Below are 14,366 nucleotides of genomic sequence, written 5' to 3'. Positions count from 1 at the left end.
CGTATGAATGGTGTCCGGAGGAAGAACGTCACAGACGTTTTTCAGGCAGCCTGCAGGGCAGGATGCTTCGGCGCGGCAACGCCGTGACTATTCCGCTATGTAGAAAACAAGGAGGTAAAATTCATGAACAAAGCGATTTTAGCTACCAAAGTCGGAATGACTCAGATTTTCAATGAAGATGGTTCCCTGATTCCGGTAACCGTACTTCAGGCCGGCCCCTGTGTAGTAACCCAGATCAAGACCGTTGACAACGATGGCTACAGCGCCGTACAGGTTGGATATGTAGACAAGAAAGAAAGAACAGTCAACAAAGACAAGGGCGGTAAGAAAGAAGTTATTCACAGACATGGTGTTAAGAAGGCTCAGAAGGGCCACTTCGATAAAGCCGGAGTTTCCTGCAAGAGATATGTAAGGGAATTCAAATTTGACAATGCATCCGAATATGCACCGGCTCAGGAAATCAAAGCAGATATTTTTGCTGCCGGAGATAAAGTGGATGCAACCGCTATTTCCAAAGGTAAAGGATTCCAGGGCGCTATCAAGAGACATGGCCAGCACAGAGGACCTATGGCTCATGGTTCCAAATTCCACCGTCATCAGGGTTCCAATGGTGCATGCTCCTCACCGAGCCGTGTATTCAAGGGAAAAGGAATGCCTGGACATATGGGCTGCGTAAAGGTTACCGTTCAGAACCTGGAAGTTGTAAGGGTTGATGCAGAACAGAATCTGCTTTTGGTAAAAGGCGCAGTACCGGGCCCTAAGAAAGCACTGGTAACTATCAAAGAAACCACGAGAATGGATGCTTAAATTAGGGGTGAAAGGAGGAACTAACAATGGCTAACGTAGCTGTTTTTAATATGGAAGGCAAGGAAGTCGGAACGCTCGACTTAAGCGATGCAGTATTCGGCGTTGAAGTGAATGAACACCTGGTACACATGGCAGTCGTTTGGCAGCTTGCCAACAAGCGTCAGGGAACACAGAAGGCAAAGACACGTTCTGAAGTTTCCGGAGGTGGCAGAAAACCTTGGAGACAGAAAGGAACCGGTCATGCAAGACAGGGTTCAACCAGATCTCCTCAGTGGACCGGCGGCGGTGTGGTATTCGCTCCCGTTCCGAGAGATTATTCCTTCAAGCTTAACAAGAAGGAAAAGAGAGCTGCTCTTAAATCTGCATTAACAAGCAGAGTACAGGAAAACAAGCTCATCGTTGTGGATGAATTGAAATTTGACGAAATCAAGACTAAGAACTTCAAGCAGGTTATGGATAACCTGAAAGTGAGCAAAGGCCTTGTAGTAATCAATGAAAATGACAAGAACGTGGTAATGAGCGCAAAGAACATGCCCACCGTCAATACAACTCTGACAAGCACTCTGAATGTATATGATGTAATGAAGGCCGGCACCGTAGTTCTTACCAAGGATGCTGTTAAGACTATCGAGGAGGTGTACGCATAATGGCTGACGTAAAATATTATGATGTCATCCTCAAACCCGTCATCACTGAGAAGAGCATGGCTGGTATGGGAGAAAAGAAATATACTTTCCTTGTTCATCCTGAAGCAAACAAATCCCAGATCAAAGAAGCTGTGGAAAAAATGTTCGAGGGAACCAAGGTTAAGAGCGTAAATACACAGAACTGTGAAGGCAAGAACAGAAGACGCGGAATGGTTGTTGGAAAAACTGCAAAGACCAAGAAAGCGATTGTTCAGCTGACAGAAGAAAGCAAAGATATCGAAATCTTCGCCGGTCTGTAAGAAACGCGAATGTGGGTACGCATGTACTTGCATCAGGAGACACACGGTACGGTTTAAACCCTCCGGACGGCTCCTGCTAAGTGCAAATCAAGCACGACAATAAATGATGAAGAAAAGGAGATAAAATCATGGGAATTAAGACATATAACCCATATACACCTTCCAGAAGAAATATGACTGGCTCCGATTTTTCTGAGATTACAAAGTCAACTCCGGAAAAGAGCCTTTGTGTATCTCTGAAGAAGAATGCCGGCCGTAACAATCAGGGTAAAATCACCGTCAGACATCGCGGCGGCGGAAACAGAAGAAAATACAGAGTTATCGATTTCAAGAGATATAAAGATGATGTTCCGGCAACTGTAGTCGGAATCGAATACGATCCCAACAGAACCGCAAACATCGCACTGATCTGCTATGCAGACGGCGAGAAGGCTTACATCCTTGCTCCGGAAGGACTGAAGGATGGCATGAAAATCATGAACGGCCCTCACGCAGAAGTAAGAATCGGCAATTGCCTTCCTTTATCTGAGATTCCTGTTGGTACCCAGGTACACAACGTTGAATTATATCCCGGCAAGGGCGGTCAGCTGGTTCGTTCCGCTGGCAACGGCGCACAGCTGATGGCTAAAGAAGGAAAATATGCAACACTGAGACTTCCCTCCGGTGAAATGAGAATGGTACCCGTTATCTGCCGCGCAACCGTTGGTGTTGTTGGCAACGGCGACCACAACCTTATCAATATTGGTAAAGCAGGACGTAAGCGCCACATGGGAATCCGTCCCACTGTCCGCGGTTCCGTCATGAACCCCAATGACCATCCTCATGGTGGTGGTGAAGGTAAGACCGGTATTGGTCGTCCGGGCCCGAGTACTCCTTGGGGCAAACCTGCACTTGGCTTGAAGACACGTAAGAAGAAAAACAAGTCCAACAAGCTGATTGTAAGAAGAAGAGACGGTAAGGCTATTAAATAAGGAGGAAAGAATCAATGGCTAGATCACTGAAAAAAGGACCGTTTGCTGATGCAAGCATCCTCAAAAAAGTAGATGCAATGAACGCTGCCGGACAGAAACAGGTTATTAAGACCTGGTCCCGCCGTTCTACAATCTTCCCGTCCTTTGTTGGACACACAATCGCTGTCCATGACGGAAGAAAACATGTGCCTGTATATGTAACAGAAGATATGGTTGGACACAAGCTCGGTGAGTTTGTTGCTACCAGAACCTATAGAGGACATGGAAAAGACGAAAAGAAATCCAAGCTGAGATAATTGAAAGGAGGTTTTATCCATGGCAAGAGGACACAGAACTCAAATAAAGAGAGAAAGAAATGCAAATAAAGATACAAGACCTTCTGCAAAGTTATCATACGCAAGGGTTTCTGTACAGAAAGCATGCTTCGTACTGGATGCCATCAGAGGCAAAGACGTAACGACAGCACTGGCTATCCTGGAATACAATCCCAGATATGCATCCAGCCTGATTAAGAAGTTACTCGAATCTGCAGTTGCGAATGCTGAAAACAACAACGGTATGAACAAAGATAACCTGTATGTTGCTGAGTGCTACGCAAATAAGGGACCTACAATGAAGAGAGTACACCCCAGGGCACAGGGAAGGGCTTATCGTATCGAAAAGAGAATGAGCCACATTACTTTGGTGCTGGATGAGAAATAATCCGAGGAAGGAAGTGTCCCGAACGGGACATTGTGAAAGGAGAAAATATGGGACAGAAAGTTAATCCTCATGGCTTAAGAGTCGGCGTCATTAAAGATTGGGATTCCAGATGGTATGCAGACGCTGAGTTTTCAGACTTTTTAGTAGAAGATTACAACATCAGAAAATATTTAAAGAAAAAACTTTACAGCGCCGGTGTTTCCAAGATTGAAATCGAAAGAGCATCCGACAGAGTAAAGGTTATTATCTACACAGCTAAGCCGGGCGTAGTTATCGGTAAAGGCGGTGCGGAAATCGAAGTAACCAAAAAAGAGCTGTCCAAGCTGACAGACAAGAAGGTTCTTGTTGACATCAAAGAAATCAAGAGACCTGACAAGGATGCACAGCTGGTCGCAGAGAACATTGCAGGACAGCTGGAAAACCGTGTATCTTTCAGAAGAGCTATGAAATCCTGCATGGGCAGAACAATGAAAGCAGGAGCAATGGGTATCAAAGCAGCATGTGCAGGCCGTCTCGGCGGTGCAGATATGGCTCGTACCGAATTCTATAGTGAAGGAACCATTCCGCTTCAGACACTGAGAGCTGATATCGATTATGGATTTGCAGAAGCAAACACCACATACGGTAAAGTCGGTGTCAAAGTATGGATATACAAGGGCGAAATACTTCCTGCGAAAGGAAACAAGGAAGGGAGCGATAAATAATGTTAATGCCTAAAAGAGTTAAACGTCGTAAACAGTTCCGCGGTTCTATGGCAGGCAAGGCAATGCGCGGCAACACCATCACTTACGGTGAGTACGGCCTGGTAGCAACAGAACCGTGCTGGATTAAGTCCAACCAGATTGAAGCAGCCCGTATCGCACTGACACGTTATACAAAACGTACCGGTAAAGTATGGATTAAGATTTTCCCTGACAAACCAGTAACAGCAAAACCAGCAGAAACACGTATGGGTTCCGGTAAAGGTACTCTGGAATACTGGGTAGCAGTTGTTAAGCCCGGACGTGTAATGTTTGAAATTGCAGGAGTTCCTGAGGAATCCGCAAAAGAAGCATTACGTCTCGCTATGCATAAGCTTCCTTGTAAATGTAAAATTGTTTCTAAGGCAGATTTGGAAGGCGGTGTATCAAATGAAAACTAAACAGTATGTTGAAGATTTAAAGAAAAAATCCGACGCTGATTTAGCACAGGAACTGGTAAATGCTAAAAAAGAACTTTTCAATTTGAGATTCCAGAACGCAACAAATCAGCTTGATAACACGGCAAGAATTAAAGAGGTTAGGAAGAATATCGCAAGAATCCAGACCCTCATTACTGAAAAAGCCAAGGCTGCTCAGTAAGCCGTTAACATTCCAGAAAGGAGCACATCGACGTGGAAGAAAGAAATCTGAGAAAAACACGTACTGGTAAAGTCGTTAGTAATAAAATGCAGAAAACTATCGTTGTTGCCGTAGAAGATCATGTAAGACATCCTCTTTATGGCAAGATCGTTAAGAGAACCTACAAGCTGAAAGCTCATGACGAGAACAACGATTGCAATATCGGCGATACCGTTAAAGTTATGGAAACAAGACCGCTCTCCAAAGATAAAAGATGGAGACTTGTGGAAATTATCGAAAGAGCAAAATAATTAGCGTTATTTTTAACGTTTGCAATAATTTGGAATACAGGTTCTGATCCCATTCAAGCGGGGGTGAATCTGGCGGAAGGAGAATTAGCATGATTCAACAGGAAAGCAGATTGAAAGTTGCTGATAATACCGGTGCGAAAGAGCTCCTGTGCATCAGAGTTATGGGTGGCTCCACAAGAAGGTATGCGAGTATCGGCGATGTTATCGTTGCCACCGTCAAAGATGCAACACCAGGCGGCGTTGTAAAAAAAGGTGACGTTGTAAAAGCTGTTGTTGTACGTACGGTAAAAGGCGCTCGTCGTAAAGACGGTTCTTATATCAAATTTGACGAAAATGCTGCTGTAATCATCAAAGATGACAAGACTCCCAAAGGAACCCGTATCTTTGGGCCGGTAGCAAGAGAGCTTCGTGAGAAACAGTTTATGAAAATTGTATCTCTGGCTCCCGAAGTATTATAGGAGGTGCCCTATGTCAACAATGAAAATTAAAAAAGGCGATACCGTTAAAGTAATCGCCGGTAAGGATAAGGACAAAGAAGGCAAAGTCCTTTCCGTAGATAAGAAGAACGGCAAAGTGGTTGTTGAAGGCGTGAACATGGTTACCAAGCATGCGAAACCGTCTGCAGCTAACCAGAACGGCGGAATTATTCAAAAAGAAGCTGCGCTTGATATGTCCAACGTAATGTATGTCTACAAGGGAAAACCGACAAGAATCGGTTTCAAAGTGGAAAATGACAAGAAAGTACGTTTTGCTAAATCAACCGGCGACGTAATTGATTAATTCTAAGGAAGGAGGCCGTAAACGTGAGTAGACTTAAAGACTTATACAACGAACAGATTGTAGAAGCAATGAGCAAGAAGTTCGGATATAAAAATGTAATGGAAGTTCCGAAGCTGGATAAAATCGTCATCAACATGGGTGTTGGTGAAGCGAAGGACAATGCAAAGGCTCTGGAATCCGCTGTGAAGGACCTTGAAACAATCACAGGCCAGCATGTAGTACTTACAAGAGCGAAGAATTCCATCGCTAACTTCAAAATCAGAGAAGGTATGGCAATCGGATGTAAAACGACCCTTCGCGGCGAAAAGATGTATGATTTCCTGGATCGTCTTGTAAACCTGGCTCTTCCCCGTGTACGTGACTTCAGGGGTGTTAATCCTGATGCATTCGACGGCAGAGGAAATTATGCGCTGGGCATTAAAGAACAGCTTATTTTCCCCGAAATCGAATACGATAAGGTTGACAAAGTAAGAGGTATGGACGTTATTATCGTTACTACTGCAAAGACTGACGAAGAGGCACGTGAATTACTGAGATTATTCAACATGCCTTTTGAGAAATAAGGAGGTTATTCATGGCTAAGACAGCAATGAAGATTAAACAGCAGCGTAAACCTAAATTCTCCACAAGAGAATATACCCGTTGCAAAATCTGTGGTCGTCCACATTCAGTGTTGAGAAAATACGGAATCTGCAGAATCTGCTTCCGTGAACTGGCATATAAAGGACAGATCCCCGGCGTAAAGAAAGCAAGTTGGTAAGAAGGAGGCAATTCAAATGACAATGAGCGATCCGATTGCAGATATGCTTACGAGAATCCGTAATGCAAATACTGCAAAACATGATACCGTAGATGTACCTTCATCCAAAATGAAACTGGCTATCGCGCAGATTCTGCTGGACGAGGGATATATTAAGAAATATGACATTCTGGATGACGGTGCTTTCAAGACCATCCATATCACTTTGAAATATGGAGAAGACAAGAATCACAAGATCATCACGGGCTTAAAGAGAATTTCCAAACCTGGTCTTCGTGTATACGCAGGCAAGGAAGAACTTCCCAAGGTACTGGGTGGTCTTGGCATTGCCATCATCTCAACCAACCAGGGCGTTGTAACTGACAAGAAGGCAAGAGAACTTCAGGTAGGCGGCGAAGTACTGGCATTTGTTTGGTAAAAATGCTGCTTGCTGAAGGGAGCTGGCAACAGCTTGTTAATGGGCTGTTTGGGTTGATATAAATAAAATTTATAGGAGGTACGGGCATGTCACGTATAGGAAGAATGCCAATCGCGGTTCCCGCAGGCGTTACTGTGGAAATTGCAGAAAATAATAAAGTGACTGTAAAAGGTCCTAAGGGCACACTTGAAAGAGTGCTCCCTGCAGAAATGGAAATCAAGATGGAAGGAAACGAAATCGTGGTTTCCAGACCTAATGATTTGAAGAAGATGAAATCCCTGCATGGTCTGACAAGAACACTGATCAATAACATGGTTGTTGGTGTTACCCAGGGCTACGAAAAGAAGCTTGAGGTAAATGGTGTTGGTTACAGAGCAGCAAAGTCCGGAAATAAATTAACCTTATCTTTAGGTTATTCCCACCCGGTGGAGATGGAAGATCCCGAAGGCCTGGAAACAGTGCTTGAAGGTCAGAACATCATCATCGTTAAAGGTATCGATAAAGAAAAAGTTGGCCAATTCGCAGCTGAAATCAGAGACAAGAGAAGACCGGAGCCTTATAAGGGCAAGGGCATCAAGTATGCTGATGAAACAATCAGACGTAAAGTTGGTAAGACTGGTAAGAAATAGATAAGGAGAGTGTAAAAATGGTTAGTAAGAAGTCAAGACAAGAAGTTCGTTTGAACAAGCACAGAAAACAGCGTAACCGTTTTAGCGGCACTGCTGAAAGACCGCGTCTTGCTGTGTTCAGAAGTAATAATCATATGTATGCTCAAATTATCGACGATACAGTTGGAAATACCCTGGTTTCTGCTTCTACTCTTGAAAAAGACATAAAAGCTGAACTGGAAAAAACCAATAACGTTGATGCAGCAGCATATCTGGGAACTGTTATTGCTAAGAGGGCTCTGGAAAAAGGAATCACCACCGTTGTCTATGACAGAGGCGGCTTCATATATCAGGGTAAAATTGCAGCGTTAGCTGATGCGGCCAGAGAAGCTGGCCTGGAATTCTAGGAAGGGAGAACACATCGTAAATGAGACATACAATCATTGACACAAACAATTTGGAACTCACCGAAAAAGTGGTTTCCATCAAGCGTGTAACTAAGGTTGTAAAGGGTGGTCGTAACTTCCGTTTCACAGCTTTAGTCGTAGTAGGTGACGGCGCAGGCCATGTAGGTGTAGGCCTTGGAAAAGCAACTGAAATTCCGGAAGCTATCCGTAAAGGAAAAGAAGACGCTGCTAAGAACCTTATTAAAGTTGCACTGGACGAAAACAACAGTATTACCCATGACTTCCTTGGCAAGTTCGGTTCTGCAACCGTTCTTCTTAAGAAAGCTCCTGATGGTACCGGTGTTATCGCCGGCGGCCCCGTTCGTAATGTATGCGAACTTGCAGGTATTAAAAATATCCGTACGAAATCTCTTGGTTCCAACAACAAGCAGAATGTCGTACTTGCTACCATCGAAGGCTTAAGCCAGTTAAAGACTCCTGAAGAAGTAGCAGCTAACCGTGGTAAATCTGTTGACGAAATCATGGCTTAAGGAGGAAACTTAAAATGGCAGAAAAAATGTTAAAAATTACATTGGTAAAATCTCCTATTGGTGCGGTTCCCAAGCACAGGGCTACCGTAAAGGCTATGGGGCTTACCAAAATGCACAAAACAGTTGAGCTGCCCGACAATGAATCCGTAAGAGGTATGATTCGTCATGTCGGTTACATGCTCAAAGTAGAAGAAGCATAAGAACAGGAGGTGTCAGGAATGGAATTATCAAACTTACAGCCTGCAGAAGGTTCCAAGCACAGCGATAACTTCAGAAGAGGCCGTGGACATGGTTCAGGAAACGGCAAAACCGCTGGTAAGGGACATAAAGGTCAGAAGGCTCGTTCAGGGGCAACAAGACCGGGCTTTGAAGGCGGTCAGATGCCTTTATACAGACGTATTCCTAAGAGAGGCTTTACAAACAGAAACTCTAAGGAAATTGTAGGAATTAACTTGAATGCTCTGGAAGTTTTTGAAGACGGAACCACAGTTACTGTTGAAACATTACTGGAACAGGGAATCGTTAAAAATCCTAAAGATGGAGTAAAAATCCTCGGAAATGGAGAATTGACCAAAAAACTCGATGTTAAGGCAAATGCTTTCAGCGCATCCGCTAAAGAAAAAATCGAGGCACTTGGTGGAACAGCAGAGGTGATGTAATGCTTACAACCCTTAAAAATGCATTTAAAATGAAAGAGCTGAGGAAAAAGATCTTTTATACCTTTGCCATGCTGGTTGTGATCCGTTTAGGATCACAGCTGCCTGTGCCCGGGGTAGACAGAACTTATTTTTCCAGATGGTTTGCGGCGCAGACCGGCGATGCATTTAATTTCTTTGATGCATTTACCGGAGGTTCTTTCCTGAACATGTCATTGTTCGCACTGAACATTACACCGTATATTACATCCTCCATCATTATACAGCTCTTGACTATTGCCATTCCGAAGCTTGAGGAAATGCAGAAGGACGGAGAGGACGGCCGTAAAAAGCTGACCGCAATCACCAGATATGTAACCGTAGGTCTGGCTCTGATTGAGTCCACTGCCATGGCGATCGGATTCGGAAGAAGCGGACTGCTGGAAAGCTTCAATGCTTTGAATGTTATTACGGTAGTTGCAGCTCTTACCGCGGGAAGTGCTTTCCTGATGTGGATTGGTGAAAGAATTACCGAGAATGGTGTGGGTAATGGTATATCAATCGTTCTGACTATTAATATTGTATCCAGAATGCCTCAGGATCTGGCAGGGCTTTACAACCAGTTTGTAAAGGGTAAGCCGGTGGCAACCGCTGTACTGGCGGCGCTCATCATCCTGGCGGTAATTGTGGCTATGGTTATTCTGGTTATTATCCTGAATGATGCTACCAGAAAAATTCCGGTACAGTATGCTAAAAAGGTACAGGGAAGGAAAATGGTTGGCGGACAGTCTTCCAACATTCCGCTGAAGGTGAATACCGCAGGCGTTATCCCTGTTATTTTCGCATCATCCATCATGCAGTTCCCCGTTATTATCTGCCAGCTCATCGGCTACAAGGGAACAGGGGTATGGAGCCACATCCTTAAGGGATTAAGTTCAAACAGCTGGTGCAAACCGAGTGAACCGATTTATTCTATCGGTCTTGTTGTTTATATTGCCCTGGTAATCTTCTTTGCTTATTTCTATACATCGATTACCTTCAATCCCCTTGAGATTGCTAACAATATGAAAAAGCAGGGCGGTTTTATCCCCGGTATCAGACCCGGTAAGCCTACCAGTGATTATCTGAACAGAATCCTGAACTACATTATTTTCATCGGCGCATGCGGCCTTACTATTGTCTGCGTACTGCCTTTTGTATTCAACGGTATCTTCGGGGCGAACGTTTCCTTCGGCGGAACCAGCCTTATTATCGTTGTCAGCGTAGTTCTGGAAACTCTGAAACAGATAGAGTCCCTGATGCTTGTCCGGAATTACAAAGGCTTTTTGAACGATTAATATTATAAACTTACGATAATTGGGACAGAACATTTGTTTTGTCCCAAAATGCGATATGGTAAATGGTACAATACAGAACTGAGTGCGCATTGCGTCCTCAAAACGGAGAAAATGCTATGAAAATTATTATGTTAGGCGCTCCTGGCGCCGGTAAAGGAACCCAGGCCAAAATGATAGCTGACAAATATGGGGTTCCCCATATCTCCACCGGAGATATTTTCAGGGCTAATATCAAAAATGGTACGGAGCTTGGAAAAGAAGCAAAGGGATATATGGACAAAGGGCTTCTGGTACCCGATGAGCTTACGGTCCGTCTCCTTCTGGACAGAGTTGCACAGGATGACTGCAGCAATGGTTATGTCCTGGATGGTTTCCCGAGAACGATTCCTCAGGCAGAAGTGCTTGACAGCGAACTGACCAAGCTGGGGGACAGCGTTGATTACGCGGTAGATGTGGATGTGCCGGATGAAAATATCATCAACAGAATGTCAGGAAGGCGTGCCTGCCTGAATTGCGGCGCGACCTACCACATTGTCAGTATACCGCCTAAAAAAGAAGGTATCTGTGATGTATGCGGCAGCGACCTGGTATGCAGAGAAGACGATCAGCCTGAGACGGTTACAAACCGTTTGAAGGTTTATCATGAACAGACACAGCCTCTGATTGAATATTATAAAGCCAAAGGCGTGCTGAGAACAGTTGACGGAACCCTTCCTATGACAGAGGTTTTTGATGCAATTGTAAAAATCCTTGGTTAAGGATTGCGGCCTTCGGAGGTTATTTATATGGCAGTGACCATTAAATCTGCAAGAGAAATTGAATTAATGCGGGAAGCCGGCAGGATATTGGCAGAGGTTCATGAAGAACTGGGAGCTTTTATCCGCCCCGGAATTTCCACGCTGGACATTGATATGCTGGGCGAAAAATTAATACGCGGCTATGGCTGCATACCCAACTTTCTGAATTATCAGGGATATCCGGCATCTATTTGTGTTTCTGTAAATAATGAGGTGGTCCACGGCATTCCCAATGACAGCCATATCCTTAAGGTCGGCGACATTGTCAGCCTGGATGCAGGTCTTATTTATAAAGGCTATCATTCTGATGCAGCAAGAACCCATGGGGTAGGAACCATAAGTGAGGATGCAAAGAATCTGATTGCGGTGACAAGGCAGAGCTTTTTTGAAGGAATCAAACAGGCCAGGGAAGGAAATCATCTGTACGATATTTCCGCTGCCATTGATGATTACGTGAGCCAGTTCGGTTATGGAATTGTCCATGACCTGGTGGGGCATGGCATCGGCACCAGCCTGCATGAGGATCCGCAGATTCCGAACTTCAGACAGAAACGCAGGGGCGTAAGGCTGCAGGCTGGTATGACATTGGCTGTTGAGCCGATGATCAATATAGGAGACTGGCCGGTGGAGTGGATGGACGACGGATGGACTGTTGTAACAAAGGATGGTTCCCTGTCTGCTCACTACGAAAATACGATTCTGATTACAGATGGTGAACCCGAAATTCTCACAATCTGCTGAAATGAGGAAATGTATGACAGGAAAACTGGCGCTCTCAAAAGCAGGGCATGACAAGAATACGCTTTATCTGATTATTAAGGAAGAGCAGGATATGCTATATCTGTCAGACGGATGCGGCAGGGATCTGCTTCATCCCAAAAAGAAGAACAGGAAACATGTTCAGCTGATCAATGACGGAGTCACCCGTGAAGAACTGGTTAGTTTTCTGGAGAATCCCGCCTGGGGCAATAATCAGATCAGAGAGAAAATAAATCTTTATACCCGCAGAAATAACCCTTAAGAAAAAACGGATAAATCCGCAGCAATGATGATTGGAAACAGAAAGGAAATAAAGTATGTCGAAAGCAGATGTAATTGAAATCGAAGGAACCGTAGTGGAAAAGCTGCCCAACACCATGTTTCAGGTGGAGTTGGAGAATGGACACAGAGTGCTTGCTCATATCAGCGGAAAGCTGAGACAGAACTTTATCCGTATCCTTCCGGGGGATAAGGTTACACTGGAGCTTTCTCCTTATGATTTAAGCAAGGGCCGTATTATCTGGAGAGATAAATAAAAAGTTGTCTTTACGGAATAAAGCAGGTATTTCCGGATGAACAGCGAATTTCCGGATGAACAGCGATTTTCCGAAGGAAATGCGAGTATTTTCCGAAGGAAATGCTTGCATAACCCGTTTTTGCATGTTATAATTTAAGACGGTCTTTTTTGAAAGGAGGTTTAACATGAAAGTTAGATCATCAGTAAAACCGATTTGCGAAAAGTGCAAAGTAATCAAGAGAAAGGGTGCTATCAGAGTTATCTGCGAGAACCCGAAACACAAACAGAGACAGGGCTGATCCTTGTCGTTCCATTCAGGCGGCATCAGTATCGTTCCCCGGGACGATGCTTGGAAATAATTGAACGTAAGGCAATTCGTGTGGAGTACGGCAGCGCTGCAGCGGCTGTATGATTTCTTACATGGGTTTACGGGAGATTACTTTTTGATACCGAAAATTAGGGTGCCAGGCATCCTCAGTATTCTTCGGAATACCGGAGTATCGGAAAGGCCGGATGGAGATGTCCGGCTGGGCAAGCGACTGCGGAGCAGTCGCTCGAAAAACAAAGCAAATCTCCGATTTGATTTGTTTTTCCTGTTGGCTTTTCGGGAGGTTAAAGGACTAGGAGAGAGTCGGTAGTGATAATCAATTGGTTTTTAGAATCTTAACGGAATGCATCAGAAAACGCCCCAGTCAATTAGTAACTATTATTTAATACGATTTGATCGTATGCACAGGGTGTGATACACCAGGAAGCGTGGAGACGTGGAAAGGGTGGAGTCTGCCTTGTGTAATTGCGCGTTAAATGTTTTTTGTAAAGACCGGATATTTAATGCGCAGTGAAGAAACGCGCGGCCTGGCGGAAAGCCGGGTGGGATGTGGCGCGAAAGGAAAACGGAGGAAACGTAAATGGCTCGTATTGCAGGTATTGACTTACCAAGAGAAAAACGTGTGGAGATCGGACTTACTTATATCTATGGTATCGGTAGACCGAGCGCAACAAAAATCTGCGCAAAGGCAAATGTCAACCCTGACACCCGTGTAAGGGAGCTGACAGACGATGAAGTCAAGAGACTGAGCGCTGTCATCGATGAAACAATGACTGTAGAAGGTGATCTGAGAAGAGAAATCGCTCTGAACATCAAGAGATTACAGGAAATCGGATGCTATAGGGGTATCCGTCACAGAAAAGGACTTCCGGTTCGCGGACAGAACACCAAGAACAACGCAAGAACCAGAAAAGGTCCTAAGAGAACAGTTGCAAATAAGAAGAAATAATTTATTGAGGAAAGTAGGTTAGTTTAAATGGCTAAGAAAGTTGCGAAAAAAGTAACAAAGAAACGTGTCAGAAAAAACGTTGAACGCGGACAGGCACATATTCAGTCATCTTTCAATAACACAATCGTTACATTGACAGATACTGAAGGAAATGCTTTAAGCTGGGCAAGCGCCGGCGGTCTGGGCTTTAGAGGTTCAAGGAAATCTACTCCGTACGCAGCACAGATGGCTGCAGAAACCGCTGCAAAGGCAGCGATTCCGCACGGCCTGAAGACTGTAGACGTATTCGTAAAGGGTCCTGGTTCAGGACGTGAAGCTGCAATCCGTGCTCTTTCTGCATGCGGTATTGAAGTAACAAGCATCAAGGATGTTACTCCTGTGCCTCATAACGGATGCCGCCCGCCTAAGCGTCGTAGAGTATAGTCTCTGTTCAACAATAAATTATGAAAACGTTGGAAGAAAGTGCGTCTGAGACGTACTGTAAA

Annotated in this window: 28 protein-coding genes; all 28 read left to right on the top strand. The window is 44.5% G+C overall.

The annotated features are described in order from the left end of the window. Positions 1–123 precede the first annotated feature (123 nt). The 28 genes from rplC to rpsK all read left to right on the top strand — a co-directional run bounded on the left by rplC (position 124) and on the right by rpsK (position 14,304). Positions 124–807 (top strand): 50S ribosomal protein L3, encoded by a 684-nt coding sequence (gene rplC, locus BLA28_RS18365; RefSeq protein WP_009256141.1) that lies wholly within the window; start codon positions 124–126, stop codon positions 805–807. 26 nt (positions 808–833) lie between these two features. Then, complete coding sequence (gene rplD, locus BLA28_RS18360) at positions 834–1,454, top strand: 50S ribosomal protein L4 (protein WP_009256140.1); 621 nt, start codon at positions 834–836, stop codon at positions 1,452–1,454. Next, positions 1,454–1,753 carry a 50S ribosomal protein L23 gene (gene rplW, locus BLA28_RS18355; RefSeq protein ID WP_009256139.1) on the top strand — a complete coding sequence of 100 codons (300 nt, stop codon included), beginning with the start codon at positions 1,454–1,456 and terminating at the stop codon, positions 1,751–1,753. Before rplD ends, rplW begins: the two co-directional genes overlap by 1 nt. A 128-nt stretch (positions 1,754–1,881) precedes the next feature. Then, entirely contained in the window at positions 1,882–2,724 is an 843-nt protein-coding gene (gene rplB / locus BLA28_RS18350; protein WP_069157551.1) for a 50S ribosomal protein L2, read from the top strand. Between the two features lie 14 nt (positions 2,725–2,738). After that, positions 2,739–3,020 carry a 30S ribosomal protein S19 gene (gene rpsS, locus BLA28_RS18345; RefSeq protein ID WP_009256137.1) on the top strand — a complete coding sequence of 94 codons (282 nt, stop codon included), beginning with the start codon at positions 2,739–2,741 and terminating at the stop codon, positions 3,018–3,020. 19 nt (positions 3,021–3,039) lie between these two features. Further along, the gene (gene rplV, locus BLA28_RS18340) at positions 3,040–3,426 is read left to right on the top strand and encodes a 50S ribosomal protein L22 (RefSeq protein WP_009256136.1); all 387 of its coding nucleotides are present in this window, start codon (positions 3,040–3,042) and stop codon (positions 3,424–3,426) included. Positions 3,427–3,473: 47 nt separating this feature from the next. Further along, the gene (gene rpsC, locus BLA28_RS18335) at positions 3,474–4,130 is read left to right on the top strand and encodes a 30S ribosomal protein S3 (protein ID WP_016360094.1); all 657 of its coding nucleotides are present in this window, start codon (positions 3,474–3,476) and stop codon (positions 4,128–4,130) included. Next, on the top strand, positions 4,130–4,567 hold the full coding sequence (gene rplP / locus BLA28_RS18330; protein WP_009256133.1) for a 50S ribosomal protein L16: 438 nt from the start codon (positions 4,130–4,132) through the stop codon (positions 4,565–4,567). The genes rpsC and rplP overlap by 1 nt, the downstream gene beginning before the upstream one ends. After that, a complete protein-coding gene (gene rpmC / locus BLA28_RS18325) occupies positions 4,557–4,766 on the top strand; it encodes a 50S ribosomal protein L29 (RefSeq protein ID WP_009256132.1) in 210 nt (69 codons plus the stop codon). The genes rplP and rpmC overlap by 11 nt, the downstream gene beginning before the upstream one ends. A gap of 32 nt (positions 4,767–4,798) precedes the next feature. Beyond that, positions 4,799–5,056: a 30S ribosomal protein S17 gene (rpsQ, locus tag BLA28_RS18320; RefSeq protein WP_009256131.1), complete on the top strand. Its 258-nt coding sequence runs from the start codon at positions 4,799–4,801 to the stop codon at positions 5,054–5,056. A gap of 89 nt (positions 5,057–5,145) precedes the next feature. After that, the gene (gene rplN, locus BLA28_RS18315; RefSeq protein WP_009256130.1) at positions 5,146–5,514 is read left to right on the top strand and encodes a 50S ribosomal protein L14; all 369 of its coding nucleotides are present in this window, start codon (positions 5,146–5,148) and stop codon (positions 5,512–5,514) included. Between the two features lie 10 nt (positions 5,515–5,524). Continuing rightward, positions 5,525–5,836 (top strand): 50S ribosomal protein L24, encoded by a 312-nt coding sequence (gene rplX / locus BLA28_RS18310; RefSeq protein ID WP_009256129.1) that lies wholly within the window; start codon positions 5,525–5,527, stop codon positions 5,834–5,836. 23 nt (positions 5,837–5,859) lie between these two features. After that, complete coding sequence (gene rplE, locus BLA28_RS18305) at positions 5,860–6,399, top strand: 50S ribosomal protein L5 (RefSeq protein WP_009256128.1); 540 nt, start codon at positions 5,860–5,862, stop codon at positions 6,397–6,399. 11 nt (positions 6,400–6,410) lie between these two features. After that, positions 6,411–6,596 carry a type Z 30S ribosomal protein S14 gene (locus tag BLA28_RS18300; RefSeq protein ID WP_009256127.1) on the top strand — a complete coding sequence of 62 codons (186 nt, stop codon included), beginning with the start codon at positions 6,411–6,413 and terminating at the stop codon, positions 6,594–6,596. A 16-nt stretch (positions 6,597–6,612) separates the two neighbouring features. Further along, positions 6,613–7,014: a 30S ribosomal protein S8 gene (rpsH, locus tag BLA28_RS18295; protein ID WP_044964727.1), complete on the top strand. Its 402-nt coding sequence runs from the start codon at positions 6,613–6,615 to the stop codon at positions 7,012–7,014. A gap of 86 nt (positions 7,015–7,100) precedes the next feature. Beyond that, complete coding sequence (rplF, locus tag BLA28_RS18290; RefSeq protein WP_009256125.1) at positions 7,101–7,643, top strand: 50S ribosomal protein L6; 543 nt, start codon at positions 7,101–7,103, stop codon at positions 7,641–7,643. 17 nt (positions 7,644–7,660) lie between these two features. Beyond that, positions 7,661–8,029, top strand: a complete 369-nt coding sequence (gene rplR / locus BLA28_RS18285) for a 50S ribosomal protein L18 (protein WP_009256124.1) — start codon at positions 7,661–7,663, stop codon at positions 8,027–8,029. Between the two features lie 20 nt (positions 8,030–8,049). Beyond that, positions 8,050–8,559, top strand: coding sequence for a 30S ribosomal protein S5 (gene rpsE, locus BLA28_RS18280; protein WP_009256123.1), 510 nt, complete (start codon positions 8,050–8,052; stop codon positions 8,557–8,559). Between the two features lie 14 nt (positions 8,560–8,573). Continuing rightward, positions 8,574–8,759: a 50S ribosomal protein L30 gene (rpmD, locus tag BLA28_RS18275; protein WP_009256122.1), complete on the top strand. Its 186-nt coding sequence runs from the start codon at positions 8,574–8,576 to the stop codon at positions 8,757–8,759. A gap of 18 nt (positions 8,760–8,777) precedes the next feature. Further along, complete coding sequence (gene rplO / locus BLA28_RS18270; RefSeq protein WP_009256121.1) at positions 8,778–9,218, top strand: 50S ribosomal protein L15; 441 nt, start codon at positions 8,778–8,780, stop codon at positions 9,216–9,218. Continuing rightward, positions 9,218–10,531, top strand: a complete 1,314-nt coding sequence (gene secY / locus BLA28_RS18265) for a preprotein translocase subunit SecY (protein ID WP_009256120.1) — start codon at positions 9,218–9,220, stop codon at positions 10,529–10,531. The genes rplO and secY overlap by 1 nt, the downstream gene beginning before the upstream one ends. 116 nt (positions 10,532–10,647) lie before the next feature. Next, positions 10,648–11,289: an adenylate kinase gene (locus BLA28_RS18260; RefSeq protein WP_009256119.1), complete on the top strand. Its 642-nt coding sequence runs from the start codon at positions 10,648–10,650 to the stop codon at positions 11,287–11,289. Between the two features lie 27 nt (positions 11,290–11,316). Then, on the top strand, positions 11,317–12,069 hold the full coding sequence (gene map / locus BLA28_RS18255) for a type I methionyl aminopeptidase (protein ID WP_069157550.1): 753 nt from the start codon (positions 11,317–11,319) through the stop codon (positions 12,067–12,069). Positions 12,070–12,082: 13 nt separating this feature from the next. After that, on the top strand, positions 12,083–12,349 hold the full coding sequence (locus BLA28_RS18250) for a KOW domain-containing RNA-binding protein (protein ID WP_069157549.1): 267 nt from the start codon (positions 12,083–12,085) through the stop codon (positions 12,347–12,349). A 55-nt stretch (positions 12,350–12,404) separates the two neighbouring features. Beyond that, the gene (infA, locus tag BLA28_RS18245; RefSeq protein ID WP_009256116.1) at positions 12,405–12,623 is read left to right on the top strand and encodes a translation initiation factor IF-1; all 219 of its coding nucleotides are present in this window, start codon (positions 12,405–12,407) and stop codon (positions 12,621–12,623) included. 166 nt (positions 12,624–12,789) lie between these two features. Next, positions 12,790–12,903, top strand: coding sequence for a 50S ribosomal protein L36 (gene rpmJ / locus BLA28_RS18240; protein ID WP_025482803.1), 114 nt, complete (start codon positions 12,790–12,792; stop codon positions 12,901–12,903). A 609-nt stretch (positions 12,904–13,512) separates the two neighbouring features. After that, positions 13,513–13,881 (top strand): 30S ribosomal protein S13, encoded by a 369-nt coding sequence (gene rpsM / locus BLA28_RS18235; protein WP_009256115.1) that lies wholly within the window; start codon positions 13,513–13,515, stop codon positions 13,879–13,881. Positions 13,882–13,908: 27 nt separating this feature from the next. Next, on the top strand, positions 13,909–14,304 hold the full coding sequence (gene rpsK, locus BLA28_RS18230) for a 30S ribosomal protein S11 (protein ID WP_009256114.1): 396 nt from the start codon (positions 13,909–13,911) through the stop codon (positions 14,302–14,304). Positions 14,305–14,366 lie beyond the last annotated feature (62 nt).

Origin of the sequence: Eisenbergiella tayi, assembly GCF_001881565.1 — a bacterium.
GTDB lineage: Bacteria > Bacillota > Clostridia > Lachnospirales > Lachnospiraceae > Eisenbergiella > Eisenbergiella tayi.
The sequence above is the reverse complement of the archived record's forward strand: the minus strand, read 5'-3'. Positions and strand labels throughout refer to the sequence as shown.

Excerpts from the sequence above, each read along its gene's own strand:
- rplC (WP_009256141.1), top strand. The coding sequence starts at position 124 with ATGAACAAAGCGATTTTAGCTACCAAAGTCGGAATGACTCAGATTTTC.
- rplD (WP_009256140.1), top strand. The coding sequence starts at position 834 with ATGGCTAACGTAGCTGTTTTTAATATGGAAGGCAAGGAAGTCGGAACG.
- rplW (WP_009256139.1), top strand. The coding sequence starts at position 1,454 with ATGGCTGACGTAAAATATTATGATGTCATCCTCAAACCCGTCATCACT.
- rplB (WP_069157551.1), top strand. The coding sequence starts at position 1,882 with ATGGGAATTAAGACATATAACCCATATACACCTTCCAGAAGAAATATG.
- rpsS (WP_009256137.1), top strand. The coding sequence starts at position 2,739 with ATGGCTAGATCACTGAAAAAAGGACCGTTTGCTGATGCAAGCATCCTC.
- rplV (WP_009256136.1), top strand. The coding sequence starts at position 3,040 with ATGGCAAGAGGACACAGAACTCAAATAAAGAGAGAAAGAAATGCAAAT.
- rpsC (WP_016360094.1), top strand. The coding sequence starts at position 3,474 with ATGGGACAGAAAGTTAATCCTCATGGCTTAAGAGTCGGCGTCATTAAA.
- rplP (WP_009256133.1), top strand. The coding sequence starts at position 4,130 with ATGTTAATGCCTAAAAGAGTTAAACGTCGTAAACAGTTCCGCGGTTCT.
- rpmC (WP_009256132.1), top strand. The coding sequence starts at position 4,557 with ATGAAAACTAAACAGTATGTTGAAGATTTAAAGAAAAAATCCGACGCT.
- rplN (WP_009256130.1), top strand. The coding sequence starts at position 5,146 with ATGATTCAACAGGAAAGCAGATTGAAAGTTGCTGATAATACCGGTGCG.
- rplX (WP_009256129.1), top strand. The coding sequence starts at position 5,525 with ATGTCAACAATGAAAATTAAAAAAGGCGATACCGTTAAAGTAATCGCC.
- BLA28_RS18300 (WP_009256127.1), top strand. The coding sequence starts at position 6,411 with ATGGCTAAGACAGCAATGAAGATTAAACAGCAGCGTAAACCTAAATTC.
- rpsH (WP_044964727.1), top strand. The coding sequence starts at position 6,613 with ATGACAATGAGCGATCCGATTGCAGATATGCTTACGAGAATCCGTAAT.
- rplF (WP_009256125.1), top strand. The coding sequence starts at position 7,101 with ATGTCACGTATAGGAAGAATGCCAATCGCGGTTCCCGCAGGCGTTACT.
- rplR (WP_009256124.1), top strand. The coding sequence starts at position 7,661 with ATGGTTAGTAAGAAGTCAAGACAAGAAGTTCGTTTGAACAAGCACAGA.
- rpsE (WP_009256123.1), top strand. The coding sequence starts at position 8,050 with ATGAGACATACAATCATTGACACAAACAATTTGGAACTCACCGAAAAA.
- rpmD (WP_009256122.1), top strand. The coding sequence starts at position 8,574 with ATGGCAGAAAAAATGTTAAAAATTACATTGGTAAAATCTCCTATTGGT.
- rplO (WP_009256121.1), top strand. The coding sequence starts at position 8,778 with ATGGAATTATCAAACTTACAGCCTGCAGAAGGTTCCAAGCACAGCGAT.
- secY (WP_009256120.1), top strand. The coding sequence starts at position 9,218 with ATGCTTACAACCCTTAAAAATGCATTTAAAATGAAAGAGCTGAGGAAA.
- BLA28_RS18260 (WP_009256119.1), top strand. The coding sequence starts at position 10,648 with ATGAAAATTATTATGTTAGGCGCTCCTGGCGCCGGTAAAGGAACCCAG.
- map (WP_069157550.1), top strand. The coding sequence starts at position 11,317 with ATGGCAGTGACCATTAAATCTGCAAGAGAAATTGAATTAATGCGGGAA.
- BLA28_RS18250 (WP_069157549.1), top strand. The coding sequence starts at position 12,083 with ATGACAGGAAAACTGGCGCTCTCAAAAGCAGGGCATGACAAGAATACG.
- infA (WP_009256116.1), top strand. The coding sequence starts at position 12,405 with ATGTCGAAAGCAGATGTAATTGAAATCGAAGGAACCGTAGTGGAAAAG.
- rpmJ (WP_025482803.1), top strand. The coding sequence starts at position 12,790 with ATGAAAGTTAGATCATCAGTAAAACCGATTTGCGAAAAGTGCAAAGTA.
- rpsM (WP_009256115.1), top strand. The coding sequence starts at position 13,513 with ATGGCTCGTATTGCAGGTATTGACTTACCAAGAGAAAAACGTGTGGAG.
- rpsK (WP_009256114.1), top strand. The coding sequence starts at position 13,909 with ATGGCTAAGAAAGTTGCGAAAAAAGTAACAAAGAAACGTGTCAGAAAA.